At 38.1% G+C, this 24,921-nt stretch carries 19 protein-coding genes and 1 other annotated feature; of the genes, 16 read left to right on the plus strand and 3 right to left on the minus strand.

The genetic code is table 11. The features are described from left to right. Nucleotides 1-82 precede the first annotated feature (82 nt). Nucleotides 83-778 (plus strand): 50S ribosomal protein L1, encoded by a 696-nt coding sequence (rplA, locus tag C7J88_RS08185; protein WP_095115221.1) that lies wholly within the window; start codon nt 83-85, stop codon nt 776-778. Nucleotides 779-1,133: 355 nt separating this feature from the next. On the opposite strand, the gene C7J88_RS08190 is transcribed toward rplA, so the two are convergent. Further along, a complete protein-coding gene (locus C7J88_RS08190) occupies nt 1,134-2,444 on the minus strand; it encodes an ISL3 family transposase (protein ID WP_059108181.1) in 1,311 nt (436 codons plus the stop codon). A 217-nt stretch (nt 2,445-2,661) separates the two neighbouring features. Continuing rightward, nucleotides 2,662-2,800, plus strand: a sequence feature (ribosomal protein L10 leader region). A gap of 49 nt (nt 2,801-2,849) precedes the next feature. On the opposite strand from C7J88_RS08190, the gene rplJ reads away from it, so the two are divergent. The 10 genes from rplJ to tuf all read left to right on the plus strand — a co-directional run bounded on the left by rplJ (nt 2,850) and on the right by tuf (nt 17,062). Then, complete coding sequence (gene rplJ / locus C7J88_RS08195) at nt 2,850-3,350, plus strand: 50S ribosomal protein L10 (RefSeq protein ID WP_095115223.1); 501 nt, start codon at nt 2,850-2,852, stop codon at nt 3,348-3,350. 44 nt (nt 3,351-3,394) lie between these two features. Then, nucleotides 3,395-3,760, plus strand: a complete 366-nt coding sequence (gene rplL, locus C7J88_RS08200; protein ID WP_095115225.1) for a 50S ribosomal protein L7/L12 — start codon at nt 3,395-3,397, stop codon at nt 3,758-3,760. Nucleotides 3,761-3,860: 100 nt separating this feature from the next. Further along, nucleotides 3,861-4,469 carry a class I SAM-dependent methyltransferase gene (locus C7J88_RS08205; protein WP_095115227.1) on the plus strand — a complete coding sequence of 203 codons (609 nt, stop codon included), beginning with the start codon at nt 3,861-3,863 and terminating at the stop codon, nt 4,467-4,469. Between the two features lie 210 nt (nt 4,470-4,679). After that, a complete protein-coding gene (gene rpoB, locus C7J88_RS08210) occupies nt 4,680-8,234 on the plus strand; it encodes a DNA-directed RNA polymerase subunit beta (RefSeq protein ID WP_095115229.1) in 3,555 nt (1,184 codons plus the stop codon). 159 nt (nt 8,235-8,393) lie between these two features. Further along, nucleotides 8,394-12,011 (plus strand): DNA-directed RNA polymerase subunit beta', encoded by a 3,618-nt coding sequence (gene rpoC, locus C7J88_RS08215; RefSeq protein ID WP_095115230.1) that lies wholly within the window; start codon nt 8,394-8,396, stop codon nt 12,009-12,011. Between the two features lie 187 nt (nt 12,012-12,198). Further along, nucleotides 12,199-12,453: a ribosomal L7Ae/L30e/S12e/Gadd45 family protein gene (locus tag C7J88_RS08220; protein ID WP_095115232.1), complete on the plus strand. Its 255-nt coding sequence runs from the start codon at nt 12,199-12,201 to the stop codon at nt 12,451-12,453. 94 nt (nt 12,454-12,547) lie between these two features. Continuing rightward, nucleotides 12,548-12,961: a 30S ribosomal protein S12 gene (gene rpsL / locus C7J88_RS08225; RefSeq protein WP_044359258.1), complete on the plus strand. Its 414-nt coding sequence runs from the start codon at nt 12,548-12,550 to the stop codon at nt 12,959-12,961. A gap of 65 nt (nt 12,962-13,026) precedes the next feature. Further along, a complete protein-coding gene (gene rpsG, locus C7J88_RS08230; protein ID WP_014614746.1) occupies nt 13,027-13,497 on the plus strand; it encodes a 30S ribosomal protein S7 in 471 nt (156 codons plus the stop codon). 142 nt (nt 13,498-13,639) lie between these two features. Continuing rightward, the gene (gene fusA / locus C7J88_RS08235; RefSeq protein WP_095115233.1) at nt 13,640-15,721 is read left to right on the plus strand and encodes an elongation factor G; all 2,082 of its coding nucleotides are present in this window, start codon (nt 13,640-13,642) and stop codon (nt 15,719-15,721) included. Between the two features lie 153 nt (nt 15,722-15,874). After that, entirely contained in the window at nt 15,875-17,062 is a 1,188-nt protein-coding gene (tuf, locus tag C7J88_RS08240; RefSeq protein ID WP_095115234.1) for an elongation factor Tu, read from the plus strand. A gap of 222 nt (nt 17,063-17,284) precedes the next feature. Here tuf and C7J88_RS08245 read toward each other — a convergent pair whose 3' ends face one another. Both C7J88_RS08245 and C7J88_RS08250 read right to left on the minus strand, forming a co-directional pair. Continuing rightward, nucleotides 17,285-17,392, minus strand: coding sequence for a putative holin-like toxin (locus C7J88_RS08245; RefSeq protein WP_095115235.1), 108 nt, complete (start codon nt 17,390-17,392; stop codon nt 17,285-17,287). Nucleotides 17,393-17,930: 538 nt separating this feature from the next. Beyond that, the gene (locus tag C7J88_RS08250; RefSeq protein WP_095115236.1) at nt 17,931-19,097 is read right to left on the minus strand and encodes an amidohydrolase; all 1,167 of its coding nucleotides are present in this window, start codon (nt 19,095-19,097) and stop codon (nt 17,931-17,933) included. 112 nt (nt 19,098-19,209) lie between these two features. On the opposite strand from C7J88_RS08250, the gene C7J88_RS08255 reads away from it, so the two are divergent. From C7J88_RS08255 to C7J88_RS08275, 5 genes are all read left to right on the plus strand, one after another. After that, a complete protein-coding gene (locus tag C7J88_RS08255) occupies nt 19,210-20,400 on the plus strand; it encodes a glycine C-acetyltransferase (protein WP_095115238.1) in 1,191 nt (396 codons plus the stop codon). A 206-nt stretch (nt 20,401-20,606) separates the two neighbouring features. Then, nucleotides 20,607-21,566 (plus strand): NAD-dependent epimerase/dehydratase family protein, encoded by a 960-nt coding sequence (locus C7J88_RS08260; protein WP_095115239.1) that lies wholly within the window; start codon nt 20,607-20,609, stop codon nt 21,564-21,566. Between the two features lie 159 nt (nt 21,567-21,725). Further along, nucleotides 21,726-22,808 carry a branched-chain amino acid aminotransferase gene (locus tag C7J88_RS08265; protein ID WP_095115241.1) on the plus strand — a complete coding sequence of 361 codons (1,083 nt, stop codon included), beginning with the start codon at nt 21,726-21,728 and terminating at the stop codon, nt 22,806-22,808. Between the two features lie 164 nt (nt 22,809-22,972). Continuing rightward, complete coding sequence (locus C7J88_RS08270; protein WP_095115242.1) at nt 22,973-24,037, plus strand: DUF2325 domain-containing protein; 1,065 nt, start codon at nt 22,973-22,975, stop codon at nt 24,035-24,037. Between the two features lie 129 nt (nt 24,038-24,166). Beyond that, on the plus strand, nt 24,167-24,850 hold the full coding sequence (locus C7J88_RS08275) for an HAD family hydrolase (RefSeq protein WP_095115244.1): 684 nt from the start codon (nt 24,167-24,169) through the stop codon (nt 24,848-24,850). The last annotated feature ends 71 nt before the right edge of the window (nt 24,851-24,921 follow it).

Genomic DNA, 24,921 nt, shown 5'->3' on the forward strand with positions numbered 1-24,921 from the left:
GGTTATCTGCGCTCAACTTGCTATTACGGCAAGTAAACGTGGGAGGACATTCCGATAACACCACTAAAGGAGGACAATAATAATGGCTAAAAAAGGTAAAAAGTATCAAGAAGCAGTTAGCAAAATTGATCGCCAAGCATACTACGCTATTGAAGAAGCGATTAAATTAGCTCAAGAAACATCTGTTGCTAACTTCGATGCTTCAGTTGAAGTAGCATTCCGTTTAGGAATTGATACGCGTAAAAACGACCAACAAATCCGTGGCGCGGTAGTATTACCACACGGTACTGGTAAATCACAACGTGTATTAGTATTCGCTAAAGGCGACAAAATTGCAGAAGCAGAAGCAGCAGGCGCTGACTACGTTGGCGACGCTGAATATGTAAACAAAATCCAACAAGGTTGGTTTGATTTTGACGTAGTTGTTGCAACACCTGACATGATGGGTGAAGTTGGTAAATTAGGTCGTGTATTAGGACCTAAAGGTTTAATGCCAAACCCTAAAACTGGTACAGTAACAATGGATGTTACAAAAGCTGTTGAAGAAATCAAAGCTGGTAAAGTGGAATACCGTGCTGAAAAAGCAGGTATCGTACATGCATCTATCGGTAAAGTATCATTCGATACTGACAAACTTGTAGATAACTTCAAAACATTATTAGATGTTTTAACAAAAGCAAAACCAGCATCAGCTAAAGGTACTTACTTCAAATCAGTTTCAGTTACAACTACTATGGGCCCTGGTGTCAAAGTGGATACTGCAACTTTCAAACTATAAGTTTATTGACATAAGCGTAAAATGATCAATCGATTATTTTGGATGTCCATCTTTTGTGGTGGGCAGATAATTAAAAGTAACTAATTTTATATTTAACTTAATCATAACACGTAGTAATCACTACATTCATTTAAGCGTACAGTTATTCATTAATTGTACGCTTTTTGAGTACTATCATTTCTTTAATACTCACTTGCCAAGGCGCCTCACTTCAACTAATTTTGGCTTTATTGAATAAGTGAAGCCAAAATGGATTTTCAGTTCGGCTTGTTGCCTTAGGCGTCTCGTATTAGAAATGATTTTACACCATACAGTTATATGAGCGTTTGTGACATGTTAAGTTACGAGGTAATCTTTATGCAACACAGCTTAATAGCTCTTGCTTTTTAGAACGTTGATACAGCTTAAAAATGATGAGTATTCTCGCTTTAAAGTTATTAAAGTTGCGATAGCCATATGATACACGTTTAATAAGCTTAATTTTATTATTGATACCTTCAATCGCTCCATTGTTAAACTTCGGGTACTTGATTGTTGAGTAAAGGACATACTCGTATTTCTTATAGAATCGAATGATACGCCAAACACCACGTGATACATGCTTCTTTTCGACACCCATTAAAGTTTCTTTGAAACGTAACCAGTCACATTGTTTCAATGCTTCACGAAGTTGATGAACTAACATATAAGTGTCATAGAGCTGCTGATCAAGACTTAGTAGATATGTTAAAACATCTCTTGATGTTGTGTACGTTTTGAAAGACTTCGACCAAAAGTATTCATAACTATTAATATCCTGCCTGTCAGAAAGAAAGAGTTTCCAGTGCTTTTTCATTTTCGTGTAATCTGTTGATGATCGATAGCGATAAGCATTCATTACAGAAATACGTTGCTTATTTAATTCACGATTAAGGTGCTGAACAATGTGAAAGCGATCAAAGATCAAAATCGCATTTGGAAATACTTCATGAATGAAGTTGATGTATGGTTCATACATATCAGCAGTTACAGTTTTAACAGCTAATCGTTCACGTCGATCAAAGCGATAGAAGTACTCTTTGAGTTTATGAATACGTCTATCTTCTAAGATATCAATAATCTGATTCGTTTCATTATCTATAAACAAAAAACTCATCGCTGTTGTCACGTTCTTAACGCTTTTAAACTCATCTATGGAGATATGTTTTGGCAATCCAGATGAAGGTTTGACTATTAATGATTGTGAGAGTTGATGAATACATCTTTTAACTGTACTCGGTGAAACACTACAATCATGAGCGATATCTATCTCACACTGTACACGTGTGAGTTTATCCTGAATCGCTAATTTCACACGGTTGGTAATAAAGCAGTTACTATCAACAATGTTTGTTTGAGCCGTAAAAGTCTTTAAACAATGTAGACACTTAAAGCGTTCTTTCGCTAAATTAAGATAAACATTGGATTCTTGAGATTTTAATAGTGTTAAACGCGAAACGCGTTTACCATGCTTATGGATTTGCCCATCATTGACACAACCACACTTCATACAAGCTTTGGGTGTATAAGAAAGTGTTCCATAAACAACCGTAGAAAGCCGACCACGCACTTCTACATCTTCTTCCACCTTAAGAACTTGAATATTTTCATCTTTTATTTTTAGTAGTTTTAATATATCATTACACATAGGCGCATCATGTCTCCTCTTTATTTTTTTGTTTAGTCACTTAAAATTATAGAGGCGTGAGCGCTTTTTTTGTATCCAAATGATTTAAAACATAAAAAAGGCGGGATAGCATTTCATGCCATCCCACCACAAAAGATTAAGACCCATTATTTTACGCTTTGTTTTAAATAAAGTTAGAAATAAGTGTTGACTATTGAATGGAAAACAGTTATATTTAACTTTGTTGAATATTTTACCTAAGACAGTAGGAGCATAGATATGCTTAATACTTCATCCTACCGAGGCTAAATTGACTTGAACGTGAAAACTTTCAAGCACTTTTTGCCCAGGGTAAAAAGTGCTTTTTTTATTCGAGAGACATCTTGGATATTTAAAAGCATAAAAATTATCTATGGAGGTGTCTAAATGTCTGGAATCATTGAAGCGAAAAAACAACAAGTTGACATCATCGCAGAGCAACTTAAATCTTCTGTTTCTACAGTAGTTGTTGACTACCGTGGTTTAACAGTAGCTGAAGTGACAGAATTACGTAAACAATTACGTGAAGCTGGCGTACAATACAAAGTTTACAAAAACACATTGTTACGTCGTGCAGCTGAACAAGCTGGTATCGAAGGTTTAGATGAACATTTCACTGGACCAACTGCAGTTGCTTTCACAACTGAAGATGTCGTTGCACCGGCAAAAGTTATCGCTGGATTCGCTAAAGAACACGAAGCTTTAGAAATTAAGACAGGTGTTATGGAAGGTAGCGTAATCACTGCTGAAGAAGTTAAGACAGTTGGTTCTTTACCATCACACGACGGTCTTGTATCAATGCTTCTTTCTGTATTACAAGCGCCAATCCGCAACTTCGCTTATGCAGTTAAAGCTGTTGGTGAAAACAAAGAAGAAAACGCAGAGTAATCAATACATTAAACTAATTTTTTAAAAAATGGAGGAATATTAACATGGCTAATCAAGAGCAAATCATTGAAGCAATTAAAGAAATGTCAGTTTTAGAATTAAATGACTTAGTTAAAGCAATCGAAGAAGAATTTGGTGTAACTGCAGCAGCACCAGTTGCAGCAGCAGGCGCAGCAGGCGGAGACGCAGCAGCTGAAAAAACTGAATTTGATGTTGAATTAACTTCAGCTGGATCATCAAAAATCAAAGTTGTTAAAGCAGTTAAAGAAGCAACTGGTTTAGGCTTAAAAGACGCTAAAGAATTAGTTGACGGTGCACCAAGCATCATCAAAGAAGCTATGCCTAAAGAAGAAGCTGAAAAACTTAAAGAACAATTAGAAGAAGTTGGCGCTTCAGTAGAATTAAAATAATTCATTGATAAGTGAAAACCCGCTATTTCATGAAAATAGCGGGTTTTTGAATATGTAAATAACATAATTTATTTTATACAAAGATAAGGTGTGAATGTCTATGAGTCATTATTATGACGCACATCCTGACGCACAATCTGACGAAAGAGATATTGTTTATGAATGCTATAAGCAACGTTTAATTTTAACAACAGATGCAGGGGTCTTTTCGCGTGATCAAGTCGATTATGGTTCGGATTTGCTCATTCAAACATTTTTAAGTGAGCATCCTCCAGGTCAAGCGAAGTTGATTGCTGATGTAGGCTGCGGGTATGGACCGATTGGATTGTTGTTAGCCAAAGTAGCACCGCACGATCAACTGACAATGCTTGATGTTAATCATAGAGCGTTAGAGTTAGCGCGTAAAAATGCGAAGCGCAATCAGATTGATAATGTGTCAATTCAAGAGAGTAATGGATTAGCCGAAGTTGCAGATAATTCACAGCATTACATTTTAACTAATCCACCGATTCGAGCAGGGAAGCAAGTGGTACATCAAATTTTAGAAGATGCACATGACAAGTTGAAAGATGATGGTGCATTGTATGTTGTCATTCAAAAGAAGCAAGGGATGCCTTCAGCTAAGAAAAAGATGATGTCCGTTTTTGGGAATGCAGAATCAATTAAAAATAGTAAAGGCTATCATATATTAAAAAGCGTTAAATCTTGATTTTGAAATATATGTATGGTAAAGTAATAAGATGAAAAATTTATGTTCAACAAGTGTGTACTTTTACGGGTAAAGTTTCATTGTAACATTGAAGAATAGCGGGATTTAGAACAGAAAATGGTGTCATCAGTTATGTGCTACCGTTTTCTTTTTGTCTTGATATGTAATACAGCTGTAAAGTACGACACAATATTTGAGGGGTGAATCTGTTTGGCAGGTCAATTTGTCCAATATGGAAGACATCGTAAACGTAGAAACTACGCAAGAATCTCAGAAGTATTAGAGTTACCAAACTTAATTGAGATTCAAACAAAATCATATGACTGGTTCTTGGAAGAGGGCCTTTTAGAGATGTTCAGAGATATCTCACCAATCGAGGACTTTACAGGTAATTTATCTTTAGAGTTCGTTGATTACAGACTAGGCGAACCTAAGTATGATTTAGAAGAGTCTAAAAACCGTGATGCGACGTATGCAGCACCATTACGTGTGAAAGTTCGTTTAATCATTAAGGAAACAGGCGAAGTAAAAGATCAAGAAGTATTTATGGGTGACTTCCCATTAATGACTGAAACAGGTACTTTCGTGATCAATGGTGCAGAACGTGTTATCGTTTCACAATTAGTGCGTTCACCATCAGTATACTTCAATGAAAAGTTAGATAAAAATGGTCGTGTGAACTATGATGCGACAGTAATTCCAAACCGTGGTGCATGGTTGGAGTATGAAACAGACGCTAAAGATATTGTTTATGTGCGTATCGATAGAACGAGAAAACTCCCATTAACAGTATTACTACGTGCTTTAGGTTATTCAACAGACCAAGAGATTATTGACTTGATTGGTGACAATGAATACTTACGTAACACGTTAGAAAAAGACAGCACTGAAAATACAGATCAAGCTTTATTAGAAATTTATGAGCGTCTACGTCCAGGTGAACCACCAACACTTGAAAATGCGAAGAGCTTATTATATTCACGTTTCTTCGATCCAAAACGCTATGACTTAGCAAGTGTGGGTCGTTACAAAGCAAACAAAAAATTGCATTTAAAACACCGCTTATTCAATCAAAAATTAGCGGAACCAATCGTGAATACTGAAACGGGTGAAATCGTCGCTGAAGAAGGCACAGTACTTGATCGTCGTAAGTTAGACGAGATTATGGATGTGCTTGAATCAAATGCGAACGCACAAGTGTACGAATTGCCGGATAGCATCGTAGACGAACCAGTTGAAATTCAATCAATCAAAGTATATGTACCAAATGATGAAGAAGGCCGTACGACAACAGTAATCGGTAATGCATTCCCTGATTCTGAAGTGAAATGTATTACACCAGCTGATATCGTTGCGTCAATGTCATACTTCTTCAACTTATTACATGGTATTGGCTATACAGATGATATCGATCATCTCGGTAACCGCCGTTTACGTTCTGTTGGTGAATTGTTACAGAACCAATTCCGTATCGGTTTATCTCGTATGGAACGTGTTGTACGTGAGAGAATGTCAATTCAAGACACTGAATCAATCACGCCGCAACAATTGATTAATATCCGTCCAGTGATTGCATCAATCAAAGAATTCTTCGGTAGTTCTCAATTATCACAATTCATGGACCAAGCGAACCCACTTGCTGAGTTAACGCATAAGCGTCGTCTTTCAGCATTAGGGCCTGGTGGTTTGACACGTGAACGTGCACAAATGGAAGTGCGTGACGTTCACTACTCTCACTATGGTCGTATGTGTCCGATTGAGACACCAGAGGGACTGAACATTGGTTTGATCAACTCACTATCTAGTTATGCACGTGTTAATGAATTTGGTTTCATTGAAACACCATATCGTAAAGTTGATATCGAGACGAACACAATCACTGATCAAATCGACTATTTAACTGCTGATGAAGAAGATAGTTATGTGGTTGCACAAGCGAACTCACGTTTAGATGAAAATGGTCGCTTTATTGATGATGAGATTGTATGTCGTTTCCGTGGTAACAACACAACAATGGCAAAAGAGAAAATGGACTACATGGACGTATCGCCGAAGCAAGTTGTTTCTGCTGCGACAGCATGTATTCCATTCTTAGAAAACGATGACTCTAACCGTGCCTTAATGGGTGCGAACATGCAACGTCAAGCGGTGCCATTGTTGAATCCTGAATCACCATTCGTTGGTACAGGTATGGAACACGTAGCAGCACGTGACTCTGGTGCAGCAGTTATTGCAAAACACCGTGGTCGTGTTGAACACGTTCAATCAAAAGAAATCTTAGTGAGACGTTTGATTGAAGAAAATGGCCAAGAGTATGAAGGTGAACTTGATCGTTATCCATTGGCGAAGTTCAAACGTTCAAACTCAGGTACTTGTTACAACCAACGTCCAATTATTAAAGCTGGCGACATCGTATCAAAAGGTGAAATTTTAGCTGACGGTCCTTCTATGGAACTTGGTGAAATGGCACTAGGACGTAACGTTGTTGTTGGATTTATGACTTGGGACGGTTATAACTATGAGGATGCCGTTATTATGAGCGAACGTCTTGTAAAAGATGATGTATATACTTCAATTCACATTGAAGAATACGAGTCAGAAGCTCGTGATACGAAGCTTGGACCTGAAGAAATCACACGTGATATTCCAAATGTATCTGAAAGTGCGCTTAAAAACTTAGACGATCGCGGTATCGTTTATGTTGGTGCAGAAGTCAAAGATGGTGACATCCTTGTTGGTAAAGTAACGCCTAAAGGTATGACTGAATTAACAGCTGAAGAACGTTTATTACACGCTATCTTTGGTGAAAAGGCACGTGAAGTACGTGATACGTCATTACGTGTACCACACGGTGCTGGCGGTATCGTGTTAGATGTTAAAGTGTTTAACCGTGAAGAAGGCGATGATTCACTTTCTCCAGGTGTCAACCAATTAGTACGTGTTTACATCGTTCAAAAACGTAAAATTCACGTTGGGGATAAGATGTGTGGTCGTCACGGTAACAAAGGTGTCATCTCTAAAATTGTACCTGAAGAAGACATGCCGTACTTACCAGACGGAACACCAATTGACATCATGTTAAACCCACTTGGTGTACCATCACGTATGAATATCGGACAAGTATTAGAGTTACACTTAGGTATGGCTGCTAAGAACTTAGGTATTCATGTTGCATCACCAGTATTTGACGGTGCAAACGATGATGACGTATGGTCAACAATCGAAGAAGCAGGTATGGCACGTGATGGTAAAACAGTCCTTTACGATGGCCGTACGGGTGAACCATTCGATAACCGTATCTCTGTTGGTGTGATGTACATGTTGAAACTTGCGCACATGGTTGACGATAAACTTCACGCACGTTCAACAGGACCTTACTCACTTGTTACACAACAACCGCTTGGTGGTAAAGCACAATTCGGTGGTCAAAGATTTGGTGAGATGGAGGTATGGGCACTTGAAGCATACGGTGCAGCATACACATTACAAGAAATCTTAACTTACAAATCAGATGACACGGTTGGTCGTGTGAAAACATACGAAGCGATTGTTAAAGGCGAGAACATCGCAAGACCAAGTGTTCCTGAATCATTCCGAGTATTGATGAAAGAGTTACAAAGTTTAGGCTTGGATGTTAAAGTGATGGACGAACAAGATCAAGAAATCGACATGAGCGATATCGAAGACGAAGACGCACCAGACCATAACATTAACGCCCAACAACCTGTTGCAGCTCAAGAATCACCAGCCGAAACTAACGAATAATCACTAACTGTTAAATAGAAGTGTATACTGAGAGCGTTTCATCCTATTCATGCCCATGCATGTTTTGGATGAATATCTCAGTTATACAATAACGATATAAATAAGATGTTGTTATCAATCAATTTGCATAGCTAATTTAAACTAAAGGAGGTAGGCTCCTTGATTGATGTAAATAAATTCCATTACATGAAAATAGGACTCGCTTCACCAGAAAAAATCCGTAAATGGTCAAGAGGTGAAGTTAAAAAACCAGAAACAATCAACTACCGTACGTTAAAACCAGAAAAAGATGGTTTATTCTGTGAAAGAATTTTCGGACCAACAAAAGACTGGGAATGTAGTTGTGGTAAGTACAAGCGTGTACGTTACAAAGGTATGATTTGTGACCGTTGTGGTGTAGAAGTAACAAAATCAAAAGTACGTCGTGAGCGTATGGGTCACATCGAACTTGCAGCACCTGTATCACATATTTGGTATTTCAAAGGTATTCCAAGTCGCATGGGATTATTATTAGATATGTCACCACGTTCATTAGAAGAAGTCATTTACTTTGCTTCATATGTTGTGGTAGATCCAGGTCCAACAGGTTTAGAGAAAAAATCATTACTTTCTGAAGCAGAGTACCGTGACTATTACGATAAGTTCCCTGGTCAATTCACAGCTAAAATGGGTGCTGAGGGAATCAAAGACCTTTTAGAAGAAATTGACTTAGACGAAGAACTTCGACTTTTACGTGATGAGTTAGAATCTGCGACAGGTCAACGATTGACACGTGCGATTAAACGCCTTGAAGTTGTAGAATCTTTCCGTAACTCAGGAAACAACCCAGCTTGGATGATTTTAGACGTACTTCCAATCATCCCACCTGAGATTCGTCCAATGGTTCAACTTGATGGTGGTCGTTTTGCGACAAGTGACTTGAACGACTTATACCGTCGTGTTATCAATCGTAACAACCGTTTAAAACGTTTATTAGACCTTGGTGCACCTGGCATCATCGTTCAAAACGAAAAACGTATGTTACAAGAAGCTGTTGATGCTTTAATCGACAACGGTCGTCGTGGTCGTCCGGTAACAGGTCCGGGTAACCGTCCACTCAAATCATTGTCACACATGTTAAAAGGTAAACAAGGACGTTTCCGTCAAAACTTACTTGGTAAACGTGTTGACTATTCAGGTCGTTCAGTTATCGCCGTTGGTCCTAACTTGAAAATGTACCAATGTGGTTTGCCAAAAGAAATGGCACTTGAACTCTTCAAACCTTTCGTTATGAAAGAATTAGTTCAACGTGAAATTGCGACAAACATCAAAAATGCGAAAAGCAAAATTGAGCGTATGGAAGACGAAGTATGGGATGTTTTAGAAGATGTTATCGTTGAACACCCAGTATTACTTAACCGTGCACCAACGCTTCACAGACTTGGTATCCAAGCATTCGAACCAACACTTGTTGAAGGTCGCGCAATCCGTCTGCATCCACTTGTTACAACAGCTTATAACGCTGACTTTGACGGTGACCAAATGGCGGTTCACGTACCATTATCAAAAGAAGCACAAGCAGAAGCACGCATGTTAATGCTTGCCGCTCAAAACATCTTGAACCCTAAAGACGGTAAACCAGTCGTAACGCCATCTCAGGATATGGTACTTGGTAACTACTACTTAACTTTAGAGCGTAAAGATGCTGTAAACACAGGCTTGTTATTTAACGATACAAACGAAGTGCTTAAAGCTTATGCAAATGGCTATGTACATTTGCATACACGTATAGGGGTACAAGCAGGTTCATTCAATAACCCAACATTTACGGAAGAACAAAACCGTAAAATCCTAACAACTTCTGTTGGTAAAGTTATTTTCAATGAAATCATTCCAGATTCATTTGCATATATTAACGAACCAACAGCGACAAACCTAGAGAAGAACACACCAGACAAATATTTTGTCGATGCAACTGAACTAGGTGAAGGTGGATTGAAAGAATACTTCGAGAAGACAGATCTTGTCCCACCATTCAACAAAAAATTCTTAGGTAACATCATCGCAGAAGTGTTTAACCGTTTCAGCATTACAGATACATCTATGATGCTTGACTTGATGAAAGACTTAGGATTCAAGTACTCATCAAAAGCGGGTATTACAGTTGGTGTTGCTGACATCGTTGTATTACCAGACAAACAAGAAATCTTAGATGAATCAGAAAAACTTGTTGAACGTGTACAAAAACAATTTAGCCGTGGTTTATTAACAGAAGAAGAACGTTATAATGCGGTTATTGAAATTTGGACACAAGCGAAAGATAGAATCCAAGAGAAACTGATGAAATCTCTTGATAAAACAAACCCAATCTTTATGATGAGTGACTCAGGTGCCCGTGGTAACGCATCTAACTTCACGCAGCTTGCGGGTATGCGTGGTCTGATGGCCGCACCATCTGGTAAAATCATCGAACTTCCTATCACATCATCATTCCGTGAAGGTTTAACAGTATTAGAATACTTCATCTCAACTCACGGTGCGCGTAAAGGTCTTGCCGATACAGCACTTAAGACAGCCGACTCAGGTTACTTAACACGTCGTCTTGTTGACGTTGCACAAGATGTTATCGTGCGTGAAGAAGATTGTGGTACTGACCGTGGTTTACTCGTTTCAGATATCAAAGAAGGTACAGAAATGATTGAACCATTCATCGAGCGTGTTGAAGGTCGTTACTCTAAAGAAACAATTCGTCACCCAGAGACTGACAAAGTTATCATTCGTCCAGACGAATTAATCACAGCTGAAATCGCAAAAGAAATTACAGATGCAGGCATTGAACAAATGTACATTCGCTCAGCATTTACATGTAACACACGTCATGGTGTATGTGAAAAATGTTACGGTAAAAACTTAGCGACAGGTGAAAAAGTTGAAGTGGGCGAAGCAGTTGGTACGATTGCCGCTCAATCAATCGGTGAGCCTGGTACTCAGTTAACAATGCGTACATTCCACACTGGTGGGGTAGCTGGTAGCGATATCACACAAGGTTTACCTCGTATCCAAGAAATCTTTGAAGCACGTAACCCGAAAGGTCAAGCCGTGATCACTGAAATCGAAGGTGTGGTAGACAACATTACAGTTGGCAAAGATAGACAACAAGAGATCGTGATCAAAGGTGCCAACGAAACACGTTCTTACCTTGCATCAGGTACATCACGCTTAAAAGTAGAAATCGGACAATCTGTTGAACGCGGTGAAGTTTTAACTGAAGGTTCAATTGAGCCGAAAAATTACTTGGCAGTAGCTGGTTTAACAGCAACTGAAGCGTACTTACTTAAAGAAGTACAAAAAGTTTACCGTATGCAAGGTGTAGAAATTGACGATAAACACGTTGAAGTCATGGTACGTCAAATGTTACGTAAAGTACGTATCATTGAAGCTGGTGATACGAAGTTATTACCAGGTTCATTAGTAGACATCCATCACTTCACAGATGCTAACCGTGATGCATTCAAAGAGCGTAAACGCCCAGCGACTGCAAAACCAGTATTACTTGGTATCACGAAAGCGTCACTTGAAACAGAAAGCTTCTTATCTGCGGCTTCATTCCAAGAAACGACACGTGTCCTTACTGACGCAGCGATCAAAGGAAAACGCGATGACTTACTCGGCTTGAAAGAGAACGTTATCATCGGTAAGTTGATTCCTGCTGGTACAGGTATGAGACGTTATAGTGACGTATCTATCGAAAAAGAAGAAGCAACAGAAAACACAGAATCACAACTCATCACTGAGTAATTATATAGTTATAGAGAATGGGGCAAACGCAGCCCCATCTCTTTTCTTCTATATATGAAAAAGAAATAGCAGGTACTGTCATAGCTACAAAAACCTACGTTTTATTAGTAATAAGTGTTGACGAACTGTTGATAGAGATGATAATATAGTAAAGGTTGATGCAAGCAGTACTTTGGAGGATATGAGAATGTCTAATGAAAAAGTCACACGCTTAGATAATGAATCCTATGTTGTTGGACTCAAGCAAACGCTCAAAGCGTTAAAGAGACAACAAGTCAAGCAATTGATTATAGGAGAAGATGTTAATATTCATTTATTAGCACGCGTGTTAAGCTTTGCCAATCAAAATATGATACCTATTACGTTCTTCCCAAGTCGACAAGCACTTGGAGAACATGTTGGTATAAAGGTAAAGGCAACAGTCGTTGCATTACTGAAATGAGATTAGTAAGTATAATGCTTACTAAATTTTATTTAACTTAAAAATGAACCACCTGGATGTGTGGAATTAAGAGAACAAGAGAGGAGGACGAAAAATGCCTACTATTAACCAATTAGTACGTAAACCAAGACAGAGCAAAACTAAAAAATCAGACTCACCTGCTTTAAATAGAGGTTTCAACAGTCAGAAAAAACAATTCACTAAGTTAAATTCACCACAAAAACGTGGTGTTTGTACACGTGTGGGTACAATGACACCTAAGAAACCAAACTCTGCGTTACGTAAATATGCGCGTGTGCGTTTATCAAACAACATTGAAATCAATGCATATATCCCTGGTATCGGACACAACTTACAAGAGCACAGTGTTGTACTTGTACGTGGTGGACGTGTAAAAGACTTACCTGGTGTGCGTTACCATATCGTACGTGGTGCATTAGATACTTCAGGTGTTGAAGGTCGTATGCAAAGCCGTTCATTATACGGAACTAAAAAACCTAAAAAATAAGTTTAATCGACATTAAACTCAAATAGAACAACAATTAATTATAATAGGAAGGGAGGACTTGTATTATGCCTCGTAAAGGATCAGTACCTAAAAGAGATGTGTTACCAGATCCAATTCACAACTCTAAATTAGTTACAAAATTAATTAACAAAATTATGTTAGATGGTAAGCGTGGGACTGCTCAACGTATTCTTTACTCAGCATTCGACTTAGTTCAAGAACGTTCTGGTCGTGATGCAATGGAAGTATTCGATGAAGCAATCAACAACATTATGCCAGTACTTGAAGTTAAAGCACGCCGTGTAGGTGGTTCTAACTACCAAGTACCTGTAGAAGTTCGTCCAGAGCGTCGTACTACTTTAGGTTTACGTTGGTTAGTAAACTATGCGCGTCTTCGTGGTGAAAAAACTATGGAGGAACGTTTAGCTAACGAAATCTTAGACGCAGCCAACAACACTGGTGGAGCCGTTAAGAAACGTGAAGACACACACAAAATGGCAGAAGCGAACAAAGCATTCGCTCACTACCGCTGGTAAGATAAACGCTAATCCCCTGAGCACATATCGTATAGACATCTGTCAACAGGCTGCCTAGCAGTTTGGTGTTTGTCTTATGCCTGCTTAGGGTAAAGCTATATCTGACTATATAATCCATTATCTGGAAGGAGAAAGAATACCCATGGCAAGAGACTTTTCGTTGAAGAACACTCGTAATATCGGTATCATGGCTCACATCGATGCTGGTAAAACGACGACTACTGAACGTATTCTTTATTACACTGGCCGTATTCATAAAATTGGTGAAACACATGAAGGTGCTTCACAAATGGACTGGATGGAACAAGAGCAAGACCGTGGTATCACAATCACATCAGCTGCAACAACAGCTGCATGGAATGGTCACCGCGTAAACATCATCGATACACCTGGACACGTAGACTTCACGGTTGAAGTTGAACGTTCATTACGTGTACTTGATGGTGCAGTAACAGTACTTGACGCACAATCAGGTGTAGAACCTCAAACTGAAACAGTTTGGCGTCAAGCAACAACATACGGTGTACCACGTATCGTATTTGTAAACAAAATGGACAAAATGGGTGCAAACTTTGAATATGCAGTAAGCACTTTACATGACCGTTTACAAGCGAACGCAGCACCTATTCAATTACCAATCGGTGCTGAAGATGAATTTGAAGCAATCATTGACTTAGTTACAATGAAATGTTTCAAATACAACAACGACTTAGGTACTGAAATTGAAGAAATCGAAATCCCAGCAGATCACCAAGAACGCGCTGAAGAAGCTCGTGAAGCGTTAATCGAGGCAGTTGCTGAGACAAACGATGATTTAATGGAAAAATACTTAGGTGGAGAAGAATTAACTGTTGAAGAGCTTAAAGACGCTATCCGTCAAGCAACAACAGATGTTGAATTCTACCCAGTATTATGTGGTACAGCATTCAAAAACAAAGGTGTTCAATTAATGTTGGACGCAGTTATTGACTACTTACCATCACCATTAGACGTAAAACCTATCGTTGGTCATCGTTCTGATAACCCTGAAGAAGAAGTAATTGCTAAAGCTGACGATGATGCAGAATTCGCAGCATTAGCATTCAAAGTTATGACTGACCCTTACGTTGGTAAATTAACATTCTTCCGTGTGTACTCAGGTACATTAACTTCAGGTTCATATGTTAAAAACTCAACTAAAGACAAACGTGAACGTGTAGGTCGTATCCTACAAATGCATGCGAACTCTCGTGAAGAGATTGGCACTGTATACTCTGGTGATATCGCTGCTGCAGTAGGTCTTAAAGACACTGCAACTGGTGACACACTTTGTGGTGAGAAAAATGATATCATCCTTGAGTCAATGGAATTCCCAGAGCCTGTAATTCACTTGTCAGTTGAACCTAAATCAAAAGCTGACCAAGATAAAATGGCACAAGCTTTACAAAAATTACAAGAAGAAGACCCAACATTCAAAGCACATACTAATGAAGAAACTGGTCAAGTTATCATCGGTGGTATGGGTGAGCTTCACCTTGACATTATCGTTGACCGTATGAAGAAAGAATTTAATGTAGAAGCTAACGTTGGTGCGCCAATGGTATCTTACCGTGAAACGTTCAAACAATCAGCTGCAGTACAAGGTAAATTCTCTCGTCAATCTGGTGGTCGTGGTCAATACGGTGACGTTCACATCGAATTCACACCTAACGAAACTGGTGAAGGTTTCGAATTCGAAAACGCTATCGTTGGTGGTGTTGTTCCTCGTGAATACATCCCATCAGTTGAACAAGGTCTTAAAGACGCAATGGAGAACGGTGTATTAGCTGGATATCCATTAATCGATGTAAAAGCAAAATTATTTGATGGTTCATACCATGATGTCGATTCATCTGAAATGGCCTTCAAAATTGCTGCATCATTAGCACTTAAAGAAGCTGCTAAAAAATGTGACCCTGTCATCTTAGAACCAATGATGAAAGTTACAATCGAAATGCCTGAAGAATACCTAGGCGATATCATGGGTGACGTAACAGCACGCCGTGGACGCGTTGATGGTATGGAAGCACGCGGTAACGCACAAGTTGTTAACGCTTATGTTCCACTTTCAGAAATGTTCGGTTATGCAACATCATTACGTTCAAATACACAAGGTCGTGGTACTTACACAATGTACTTTGATCATTATGCAGAAGTACCAAAATCAATTTCTGAGGAAATCATCAAAAAGAACAAAGGTGAATAATTCACACATGTAATTATCACTTGTTTATAAATTGATTTTTTCATCAAAATGATTTATAAAGGTAATAAAGAAAATATGCCTCATGAAAGTGAGTAACTTTCATGAGACATATTAAAAAATATAATTCTTAATTTGAATAGGAGAGATTTCATAATGGCAAAAGAAAAATTTGATCGCTCAAAAACACATGCCAATATTGGTACTATCGGTCACGTTGACCATGGTAAAACTACTTTAACAGCTGCTATCGCAACTGTATTAGCAAAACACGGTGACAGTGAAGCTCAATCATACGACATGATTGACAACGCTCCAGAAGAAAAAGAGCGTGGTATCACAATCAATACTTCACACATCGAATACCAAACTGAAACACGTCACTATGCGCACGTTGACTGCCCAGGTCACGCTGACTATGTTAAAAACATGATCACTGGTGCTGCACAAATGGACGGTGGTATCTTAGTAGTATCTGCTGCTGACGGTCCAATGCCACAAACTCGTGAGCACATCTTATTATCACGTAACGTTGGTGTACCAGCATTAGTAGTATTCTTAAACAAAGTTGACATGGTTGACGATGAAGAATTATTAGAATTAGTTGAAATGGAAGTTCGTGACTTATTATCTGAATACGACTTCCCAGGCGATGACGTACCTGTAATCGCTGGTTCAGCATTAAAAGCTTTAGAAGGCGATGCTGCATACGAAGAAAAAATCTTAGAATTAATGAAAGCTGTTGACGAGTACATCCCAACTCCAGAACGTGATTCTGACAAACCATTCATGATGCCAGTTGAGGACGTATTCTCAATCACTGGTCGTGGTACAGTAGCTACTGGCCGTGTTGAACGTGGTCAAATCAAAGTTGGTGAAGAAGTTGAAATCATCGGTTTAACTGATGAATCAGCTAAAACAACTGTTACTGGTGTAGAAATGTTCCGTAAGTTATTAGACTACGCTGAAGCTGGTGACAACATTGGTGCATTATTACGTGGTGTTTCACGTGAAGATGTACAACGTGGTCAAGTATTAGCAGCTCCAGGTTCTATTACTCCACACACAAAATTTAAAGCGGAAGTTTACGTATTATCAAAAGACGAAGGTGGACGTCACACTCCATTCTTCTCTAACTACCGCCCACAATTCTATTTCCGTACTACTGACGTAACTGGTGTTGTTAACTTACCAGAAGGTACTGAAATGGTAATGCCTGGCGATAACGTTGAAATGGAAGTTGAATTAATTTCTCCAATCGCTATCGAAGACGGTACTCGTTTCTCTATCCGTGAAGGTGGACGTACTGTTGGATCAGGTGTTGTAACTGAAATCCACAAATAAGATAAAACTTTATCTTTGAGATAATAGAAAAGGCTAGCGCGTTTGCGCTAGCCTTTTTGTATGTATTCCAATTGACGATGTATTGCATAAAAAAGTAAACTATGCTACATTTAAAATATAAAAGGGACATGCTGTTACATGTCCCATGAGCCCGTTAAAAAGACGGTGACTATTATTGATAATTAAAAAATAACTACCAATTCCGGTCAAAGAAAGTGGTGGTTATTTTTTATGGTCGAGTTTTATTATTGCGACAACAAGTCCTAATAAAGATACGACAAAAGTGCCGAATGCAATCATTAAGATTAATGCGTCTGCAATACTTACCATACGGGCTTTTCCTTTCTAAAGATTTCAGTTATGCCGTTCATAGGCATCACCTCCTTATACTCAGATAGCCACCATCCACTTAACTTGCTCGATAATATTCTAGCACAACGTTCTTTTTAAAACTATATATTTATTTTTATTAAATAAGAATTGTGTGAAAACATGAGTATATAGCGTATATTAAAGACGATGATTATCGTGTGATGACACATTAATAAAGAAATTAATTATCTGGTTCAATGATAGAGAAAAATTTTAATTTCAAAGATGATATTTAAAGCTATTTAATTAATAAGACAAAACCATGCATATTGCGTCCTAAAATAAATTATGTTAAAATTTTTATCTAAATAGGACATGCTGTTACATGTCCCATGAGCCCGTTAAAAAGACGGTGACTATCATTAGTACTTAAAAAATAACTACCAATTCGTGTCAAAGAAAGTGGTGGTTATTTTTTATGATTTAATTTAATGATTGCGACAATTAGAAAAAGACCTTAAATTTCAGTTATTGAGATTTAAGGTCTTTTCGTCATTTAAAATACATTCTCTAATTCTAATATTTTCATGAATGTACTCACTGTGTATTTCATGGCTGATTCATCAATATCAAAGTGAGGACTATGGTGAGGCCAATCTGTTTGTTTTTCTGCATTACCACAACCAGTAAAGAAAAAAGCACCGGGCAAGGCATGTAAGTAATAAGAGAAGTCCTCACCAATCATCATTAAATCAGAATCATGGTAGCGGAAGTTTAAATCATTGGCTGCTATTTTAACAATTTCAGCTGAAGCTTCATGATTGTATACAGGCAAATACCCATTAATATAATCAAAATCATAAGTGATATCATTAGCCACAGCTAAGCCTTCTAATAATTTTTCTAATTTTGTTTGAATATGTTGTTGTACTTCAGGGTCAAATGTACGAACAGTACCACGACAATGTGCTGTATCAGGAATGACATTGTCAGCATCACCAGCTTCAATTTTTCCGAATGAAATAACAGCTTGCTTAACAGGGTCAAGTGTACGTGACACAATCTTTTGTGTACTTAAAATAAACTCTGCCATGATGACAATCGGATCAATTGTCTCGTGAGGTTTTGCGCCATGCCCACCTTTACCATAAATTGTAATATTAAATTCATCAGGTTGCGCCATCATAGCACCAGGGCGTGTGTGAATTGTACCAGTCGGATATCCACTCCATAAATGATTGCCATATACTTTGTCAACACCGACAAGTGCATTATCAGCAATCATGCCTTGTGCACCACCAGGCATTTCTTCTTCGCCATATTGGAAGATGAGTGCAACGGCTCCTTTTAGTTCTGATTGATGTTCATGTAGGAGTTCGGCAACGGTTAATAAGATGGCAGTATGCCCATCATGACCACAAGCATGCATGATGCCCGGATTTTTTGAACGATAAGGAACATTTTTCATGTCATCGATAGGTAAAGCATCAAAGTCTGCACGCAAAGCGATTGTAGGTCCTGATTCCGAATTGCCAATCGTTGCGACAATACCGTTCTCACCGACACATTCACGAATATTGAAATCAAGTTGTTTTAACCGCTTAAGAATATAGGTATGTGTTTCTATTTCGTGAAATGAGCGCTCTGGGTATTGATGTAAGTGACGGCGTATAGCGATTGTTTCCTGTTCCTTCTCGCTTGCACGTTGAAACCAATCCGTCATGGGTCATCTACTCCTTTTTAATATTATGATAATAATTATACACGTGCTTTCAAGTTTGTTCAAAATACGATATGATAAAAGAGTATTAGCAAATAGGAAAGGGGAATAAATCGTGGTACAAAGACTACACGACTTTCTAGAAGAGAATATTAACTATTTGAAAGATAATGGATTATACAACGAGATTGACACAATTGAAGGGGCAAATGGTCCTAAAATTAAGATTGCTGGCAAAGAATATATCAACCTATCATCAAACAACTATTTAGGGCTTGCGACAGATGCAGACTTAAAAGCGGCAGCGAAAGAAGCAGTTGATTCGCATGGTGTCGGTGCAGGTGCAGTTCGTACAATTAATGGAACACTTGATTTGCATGATGAACTAGAAAAAACATTGGCGGAATTTAAAGGAACAGAAGCAGCGATTGCCTATCAATCGGGTTTTAACTGTAACATGGCAGCAATTTCAGCTGTAATGAACAAAAATGATGCGATTTTATCAGATGAACTCAACCATGCTTCAATCATTGATGGTTGTCGGTTATCAAAAGCGAAAATCATTCGTGTGAACCACTCAGATATGGATGATTTGCGTCAAAAAGCAAAAGAAGCTGTTGAATCAGGTCAATACAACAAAGTGATGTATATCACAGATGGCGTTTTCAGTATGGATGGTGATGTTGCAAAGTTACCTGAAATTGTGGAAATCTGTGAAGAATACGGCATTATGGTTTATGTCGATGATGCACATGGTTCAGGCGTTATGGGTAAAGGTGCTGGTACGGTGAAACATTTTGGTTTACAAGATAAGGTAGACTTCCAAATCGGTACATTATCTAAAGCGATTGGTGTTGTAGGTGGTTATGTTGCAGGTTCTCAAAAACTGATTGACTGGTTAAAAGTACAATCACGTCCATTTTTATTCTCAACTTCTTTAGCACCAGCAGATACTAAGGCGATTACAACTGCGGTGAAAAAGTTGATGGCATCTACCGAGTTACATGATAAGTTATGGGACAATGCAAACTACCTTAAAGAAGGCTTAAATAAATTAGGTTTCAATACAGGTGAATCTGAAACACCAATTACACCAGTGATTATTGGTGATGAGAAGAAAACACAAGCATTTAGTAAGCGTTTGATGGAAGAAGGCGTATACGTTAAATCAATCGTCTTCCCAACGGTACCACGCGGTACGGGACGTGTACGTAATATGCCAACAGCTGCACATACGAAAGAAATGTTAGATGAGGCGTTAGCTGTCTACGAACGTGTAGGCAAAGAACTAGATATCATTTCATAATAAAATATAATGATTAGCACAGTCATTCTTTATATAGGTGGCTGTGCTTTTTTAGAGCGATTACTAAGAAATGCCCACATTAAGTGTTTTCCCTACGTGTACAAGTAAGCGCTTTAATGTTATAATGTATGCAAATAGTATGTTATATGAGCATGACAAGAAAACATTTGTGTTTATCAGAGAGACAGTTAGGAGATGTAATCATTATGAAAAGAATATTTATCACTGGTGCATTAGGTCAAATTGGAACAGAACTTGTTGCAAAATGTCGTGAAATTTATGGGAATGACAATGTTTTAGCAACAGATATTCGTGAACCAGAAGCCGGCTCTATCGTGGCGGAAGGGCCATTTGAGATTTTAGATGTCACTGATGCAGATAAGATGGAACAATTAATTGCGGACTTCAAACCAGATACAATGATGCATATGGCTGCGTTATTATCAGCAACTGCAGAACAAAAGCCATTGCTTGCATGGAACTTGAATATGGGTGGCTTAGTCAATGCGTTAGAAGCTGCACGTAAATATGATTTACAATTCTTCACACCAAGCTCGATAGGTGCATTTGGTCCAAATACACCTAAGAAAAATACACCACAAGTTACAATCCAACGTCCAAACACAATGTACGGTGTGAACAAAGTTTCTGGAGAGTTATTATGTGATTACTACTTTACAAAATTTGGTGTAGATACGCGTAGTGTTCGCTTCCCAGGTCTTATCTCATACATCAAAGAACCAGGTGGCGGTACAACGGATTATGCGGTTGATATTTACTTCCAAGCCGTTCGTGAAGGTAAATACACAAGCTATATTGATCGTGGTACCTATATGGATATGATGTTTATGGATGATGCGATTGATGCAATTATTAAATTGATGGAAGCAGATGGCGGTAAGCTGATTAACCGTAACGCATACAACTTGAGTGCGATGAGTATTGAACCGGAAATGGTGAAAGCAGCCATTCAAGAACATGATCCAAACTTTACAGTAGATTATGATGTCGATCCTGTCCGTCAAGGTATTGCAGAAAGCTGGCCTGATAGTATTGATACAAGCTGTGCACGTGGTGAGTGGGGCTTTGATCCAAAATATGATTTGACAGCGATGACGAAGCGTATGTTAGAAGGTATTAGAGAGAAAGAAAATCAAAAAGCATAATTAAAAGAAATGGGGTAACGCACGAATAGAAGTGTGATTGCCCCATTTTTTAGCAATAACGAGAGTTTAAGAATATATCAAATTTTCGCAAAACTCATTGAATTATGATGACCGAGTTGATATAATGCTTGTATTACATAATTACAGGGGGCAATTATTATGACAGATTTAGTAAAATTAGAACAACGTCAGGCGTTAAAAGAGAAGCCAGATGAATCCTCTTTAACGTTTGGAGAGGTATTTACAGATTATATGTTGAGCTTTGATTATACAGAAGGTCAAGGGTGGCATGACTTGAAGATTATCCCATATGCACCAATCGAGATTTCACCAGCCGCACAAAGTGTGCACTATGGTCAATCTGTATTTGAAGGCTTAAAAGCTTATAAACATAACGGTGAAGTTGTCTTATTCAGACCAGATGAAAACTTCAAGAGGATTAATGTCTCATTAGAGCGTTTAAAAATGCCACGCATTGATGAAGATTTATTATTAGAAGGTTTAAAACAATTAGTAGACGTAGACCGTGATTGGGTACCTGAAGGAGAAGGTCGATCACTTTACATCCGTCCAGTTGTATTTGCGACACAAGGTATATTAGGAGTAGCCCCATCTAAAAATTACCGATTATTAATTCTTCTATCACCATCAGGTTCATACTATGGTGGGGACTCACTACGCCCTACAAAGATTTATGTTGAAGACGAATACGTACGTGCTGTACGTGGTGGTGTTGGATTCGCAAAAGTTGCAGGTAACTACGCAGCGAGTTTATTGGCACAAGCAAATGCCAATGCCCTTGGTTTCGACCAAGTATTATGGTTAGATGGTGTGGAACAAAAATATGTTGAAGAAGTTGGAAGTATGAACATCTTCTTCGTGATTAATGGTAAAGTTGTAACACCTTCATTGAATGGTAGTATCTTACCAGGTATTACACGTAAAACTGTACTTGCTTTAGCTGAAACGCTTGGCTATGAAGTTGAAGAACGACGTGTATCAATTGATGAATTATTCGAGTACTATGAAAAAGGTGAGCTGGAAGAGGTCTTTGGTACAGGTACGGCAGCGGTCATCTCTCCAGTTGGCGAATTACAGTTCAAAGATAAAAAGATTGTCATCAACAACAATGAAACAGGTAAGATAACACAAGCTTTATATGATAACTATACAGGTATTCAGAGTGGTAAGTTAGACGATCCACATAACTGGCGTTTAGTTGTACCACATTATGAAAGATAAACTTATATTGAAATCGTAAGTTAGTGAAGATATCCCCGCATCTAAGGTGAATAGACTTTTGATGTGGGATATTTTCATTTATAAATAGATATAACAAGCATCTCTATGTTACTTTTGAAACTGACTTATCAACAGCACTTTAAGTATACAAATTTGAAATAATCATGATTGGAGATTCCAAAATGGACAAGGATATGAAAGACAAAATTGTAACGTTGATCAAAGAAGCTTGGATAGAAGATATTAAAAATAACAGAGAGATTAAAAAAATAGAAAAACAAAATAAACATTATATAAAAGTATTGAAACATTTAGAACAGTTAGTCCTTTCAGACGAAGTTTGTACAGATCGCTTGATCGAGAAAAGTACGGATAATATTGAGACAAAAAAGCAGGAAGATACTTTTATTTTCGTAAGACATTTATTAGGTGGAGAAGGTATTCATCCAGAAACAGGAGAGAAAATCTTTGTGCCTGAATCGGTTGTACGAAATGAAATGTTAGAGCATGGAGATCGGCTGACTTTTGAAGAACATGGTAATGGTTATCAAAGACATAAATATCATAAACTAAATGGTGAAAAGGACCAAACTATTGCAGCGCTTGATATTATAAGTTATGATTATGCGATTGTCGATTATGATGAAAGCATCCATCGATACGTCTGTAAAAAGTATTTTAAGCAGGGGGAACTAACGAGTATCCCAATTTGCCTACTGAATGAGAAAGATATTATAAAATTTAACATACGTAAGGAAGATATTATTAGCATTGCACAGACAGCCAATCATACAACTTCACGAATCAGATGGAAATATGATGCAGATGAAATTTTACCAACACCTATTAAAAAGAAAGCATCGTATTATAAGGAACATCAAGAACAAACGGAGATGGAAGATGCGGAAAAAGCAATATTTAAAGGGATTGCAGTCGGTATCTTTGGAGCGAGTCAGTTTATCAATAATTACATAGAAGAAGTGGAACAACGTGGTGGAAAAGTGCACCATACGGAGTCGGACAGCCAGTGTAATGTGGAAGCGGTTGTGAATAAATCGGATATTATTGTTATTCCTATTACGCACATCAGTCATGTGAAGGCTGAACAGGCGAAAGGATATGCGAAAAAATCAGAAAAACCTTTTGTTATTTTAAAAAACAGTGGTCGAAGTCATTTTGTCAGTGAGTTAAAAGGACACTTACATTTGATTCAATCAAAGGAAGAGTAACATATGCCAGAGATTTCTAGGTCATGGATAATTGCAGGTACTTGTTTGATTTCAACGTGAACATTTGCATCATATTTTAAAACGAAATCGTGTTATGCTAAAGAAAAAGAACAAGAATAGGTGACTGTAATGGCGATTAAATGGTTATTATTTGATAAAGATGGCACACTCATACAGTTTGATAAAAGTTGGGTGAAGTTAGGCGTTCGGTTAGTCAATGATGTTTGTGATCACTTTGAAATTGAACAGCGATCTGAGGTTTATGATGCCATTGGTATTGAAGGAGATGCTTTTCGACCAGGAAGTGTGATGGCATCAGGTTCACTAGAACAAATGGCACACATCTTTAATGAGTATACAGACATGGAGACATATGACTGGGTGAGTATGCGTAGCCAACAGTTGATTGATACACGCATACCTGAGAGTGAGTTATTTCCAGGTGTTCGTGAAACATTGAATAAGCTCAAAACACTCGGATTCCATTTGGCAATTGTAACAAGTGATAATGTGCATGGTGTATCGCATTTTCTTTCGGCAACGGGACTTGAAGAGATGTTTGCATGTGTTATTTCAACTAATGGAGACAATTATGAAAAGCCAGATTCACGACTTCTAGCGCCACTCTGGTCACACGGTGTTAAAGGAGAAGAGATGGTGATGATTGGCGATACTGACTTAGATATGGAAACAGGTCGCCAAGCGAATTGTATCAAGAATATTGGCGTCCGAACAGGATTAGGACAAGAAGCAACATTTGAAGAAGCGGATATCGTCTTAGATGATGTGACACAAGTGATAGACTATTTGTAATTTTAATAGGAGATATTTTTATTTATATCGAACTTGGTTGTATTTATAGTAATCATGGGTCTAATCAGTGC

Origin of the sequence: Staphylococcus muscae (assembly GCF_003019275.1) — a bacterium.
GTDB classification, from domain to species: Bacteria; Bacillota; Bacilli; order Staphylococcales; family Staphylococcaceae; genus Staphylococcus; species Staphylococcus muscae.

Bases quoted from the DNA above. Each gene is read 5' to 3' on its own strand.
- C7J88_RS08270 (WP_095115242.1), top strand. From the start codon at position 22,973: ATGATTGGAGATTCCAAAATGGACAAGGATATGAAAGACAAAATTGTA.
- C7J88_RS08190 (WP_059108181.1), bottom strand. From the start codon at position 2,444: ATGTGTAATGATATATTAAAACTACTAAAAATAAAAGATGAAAATATT.
- rplA (WP_095115221.1), top strand. From the start codon at position 83: ATGGCTAAAAAAGGTAAAAAGTATCAAGAAGCAGTTAGCAAAATTGAT.
- C7J88_RS08265 (WP_095115241.1), top strand. From the start codon at position 21,726: ATGACAGATTTAGTAAAATTAGAACAACGTCAGGCGTTAAAAGAGAAG.
- rpsG (WP_014614746.1), top strand. From the start codon at position 13,027: ATGCCTCGTAAAGGATCAGTACCTAAAAGAGATGTGTTACCAGATCCA.
- rpsL (WP_044359258.1), top strand. From the start codon at position 12,548: ATGCCTACTATTAACCAATTAGTACGTAAACCAAGACAGAGCAAAACT.
- C7J88_RS08205 (WP_095115227.1), top strand. From the start codon at position 3,861: ATGAGTCATTATTATGACGCACATCCTGACGCACAATCTGACGAAAGA.
- C7J88_RS08275 (WP_095115244.1), top strand. From the start codon at position 24,167: ATGGCGATTAAATGGTTATTATTTGATAAAGATGGCACACTCATACAG.
- C7J88_RS08220 (WP_095115232.1), top strand. From the start codon at position 12,199: ATGTCTAATGAAAAAGTCACACGCTTAGATAATGAATCCTATGTTGTT.
- C7J88_RS08260 (WP_095115239.1), top strand. From the start codon at position 20,607: ATGAAAAGAATATTTATCACTGGTGCATTAGGTCAAATTGGAACAGAA.
- C7J88_RS08245 (WP_095115235.1), bottom strand. From the start codon at position 17,392: ATGGTAAGTATTGCAGACGCATTAATCTTAATGATTGCATTCGGCACT.
- tuf (WP_095115234.1), top strand. From the start codon at position 15,875: ATGGCAAAAGAAAAATTTGATCGCTCAAAAACACATGCCAATATTGGT.
- C7J88_RS08250 (WP_095115236.1), bottom strand. From the start codon at position 19,097: ATGACGGATTGGTTTCAACGTGCAAGCGAGAAGGAACAGGAAACAATC.
- rplJ (WP_095115223.1), top strand. From the start codon at position 2,850: ATGTCTGGAATCATTGAAGCGAAAAAACAACAAGTTGACATCATCGCA.
- fusA (WP_095115233.1), top strand. From the start codon at position 13,640: ATGGCAAGAGACTTTTCGTTGAAGAACACTCGTAATATCGGTATCATG.
- rplL (WP_095115225.1), top strand. From the start codon at position 3,395: ATGGCTAATCAAGAGCAAATCATTGAAGCAATTAAAGAAATGTCAGTT.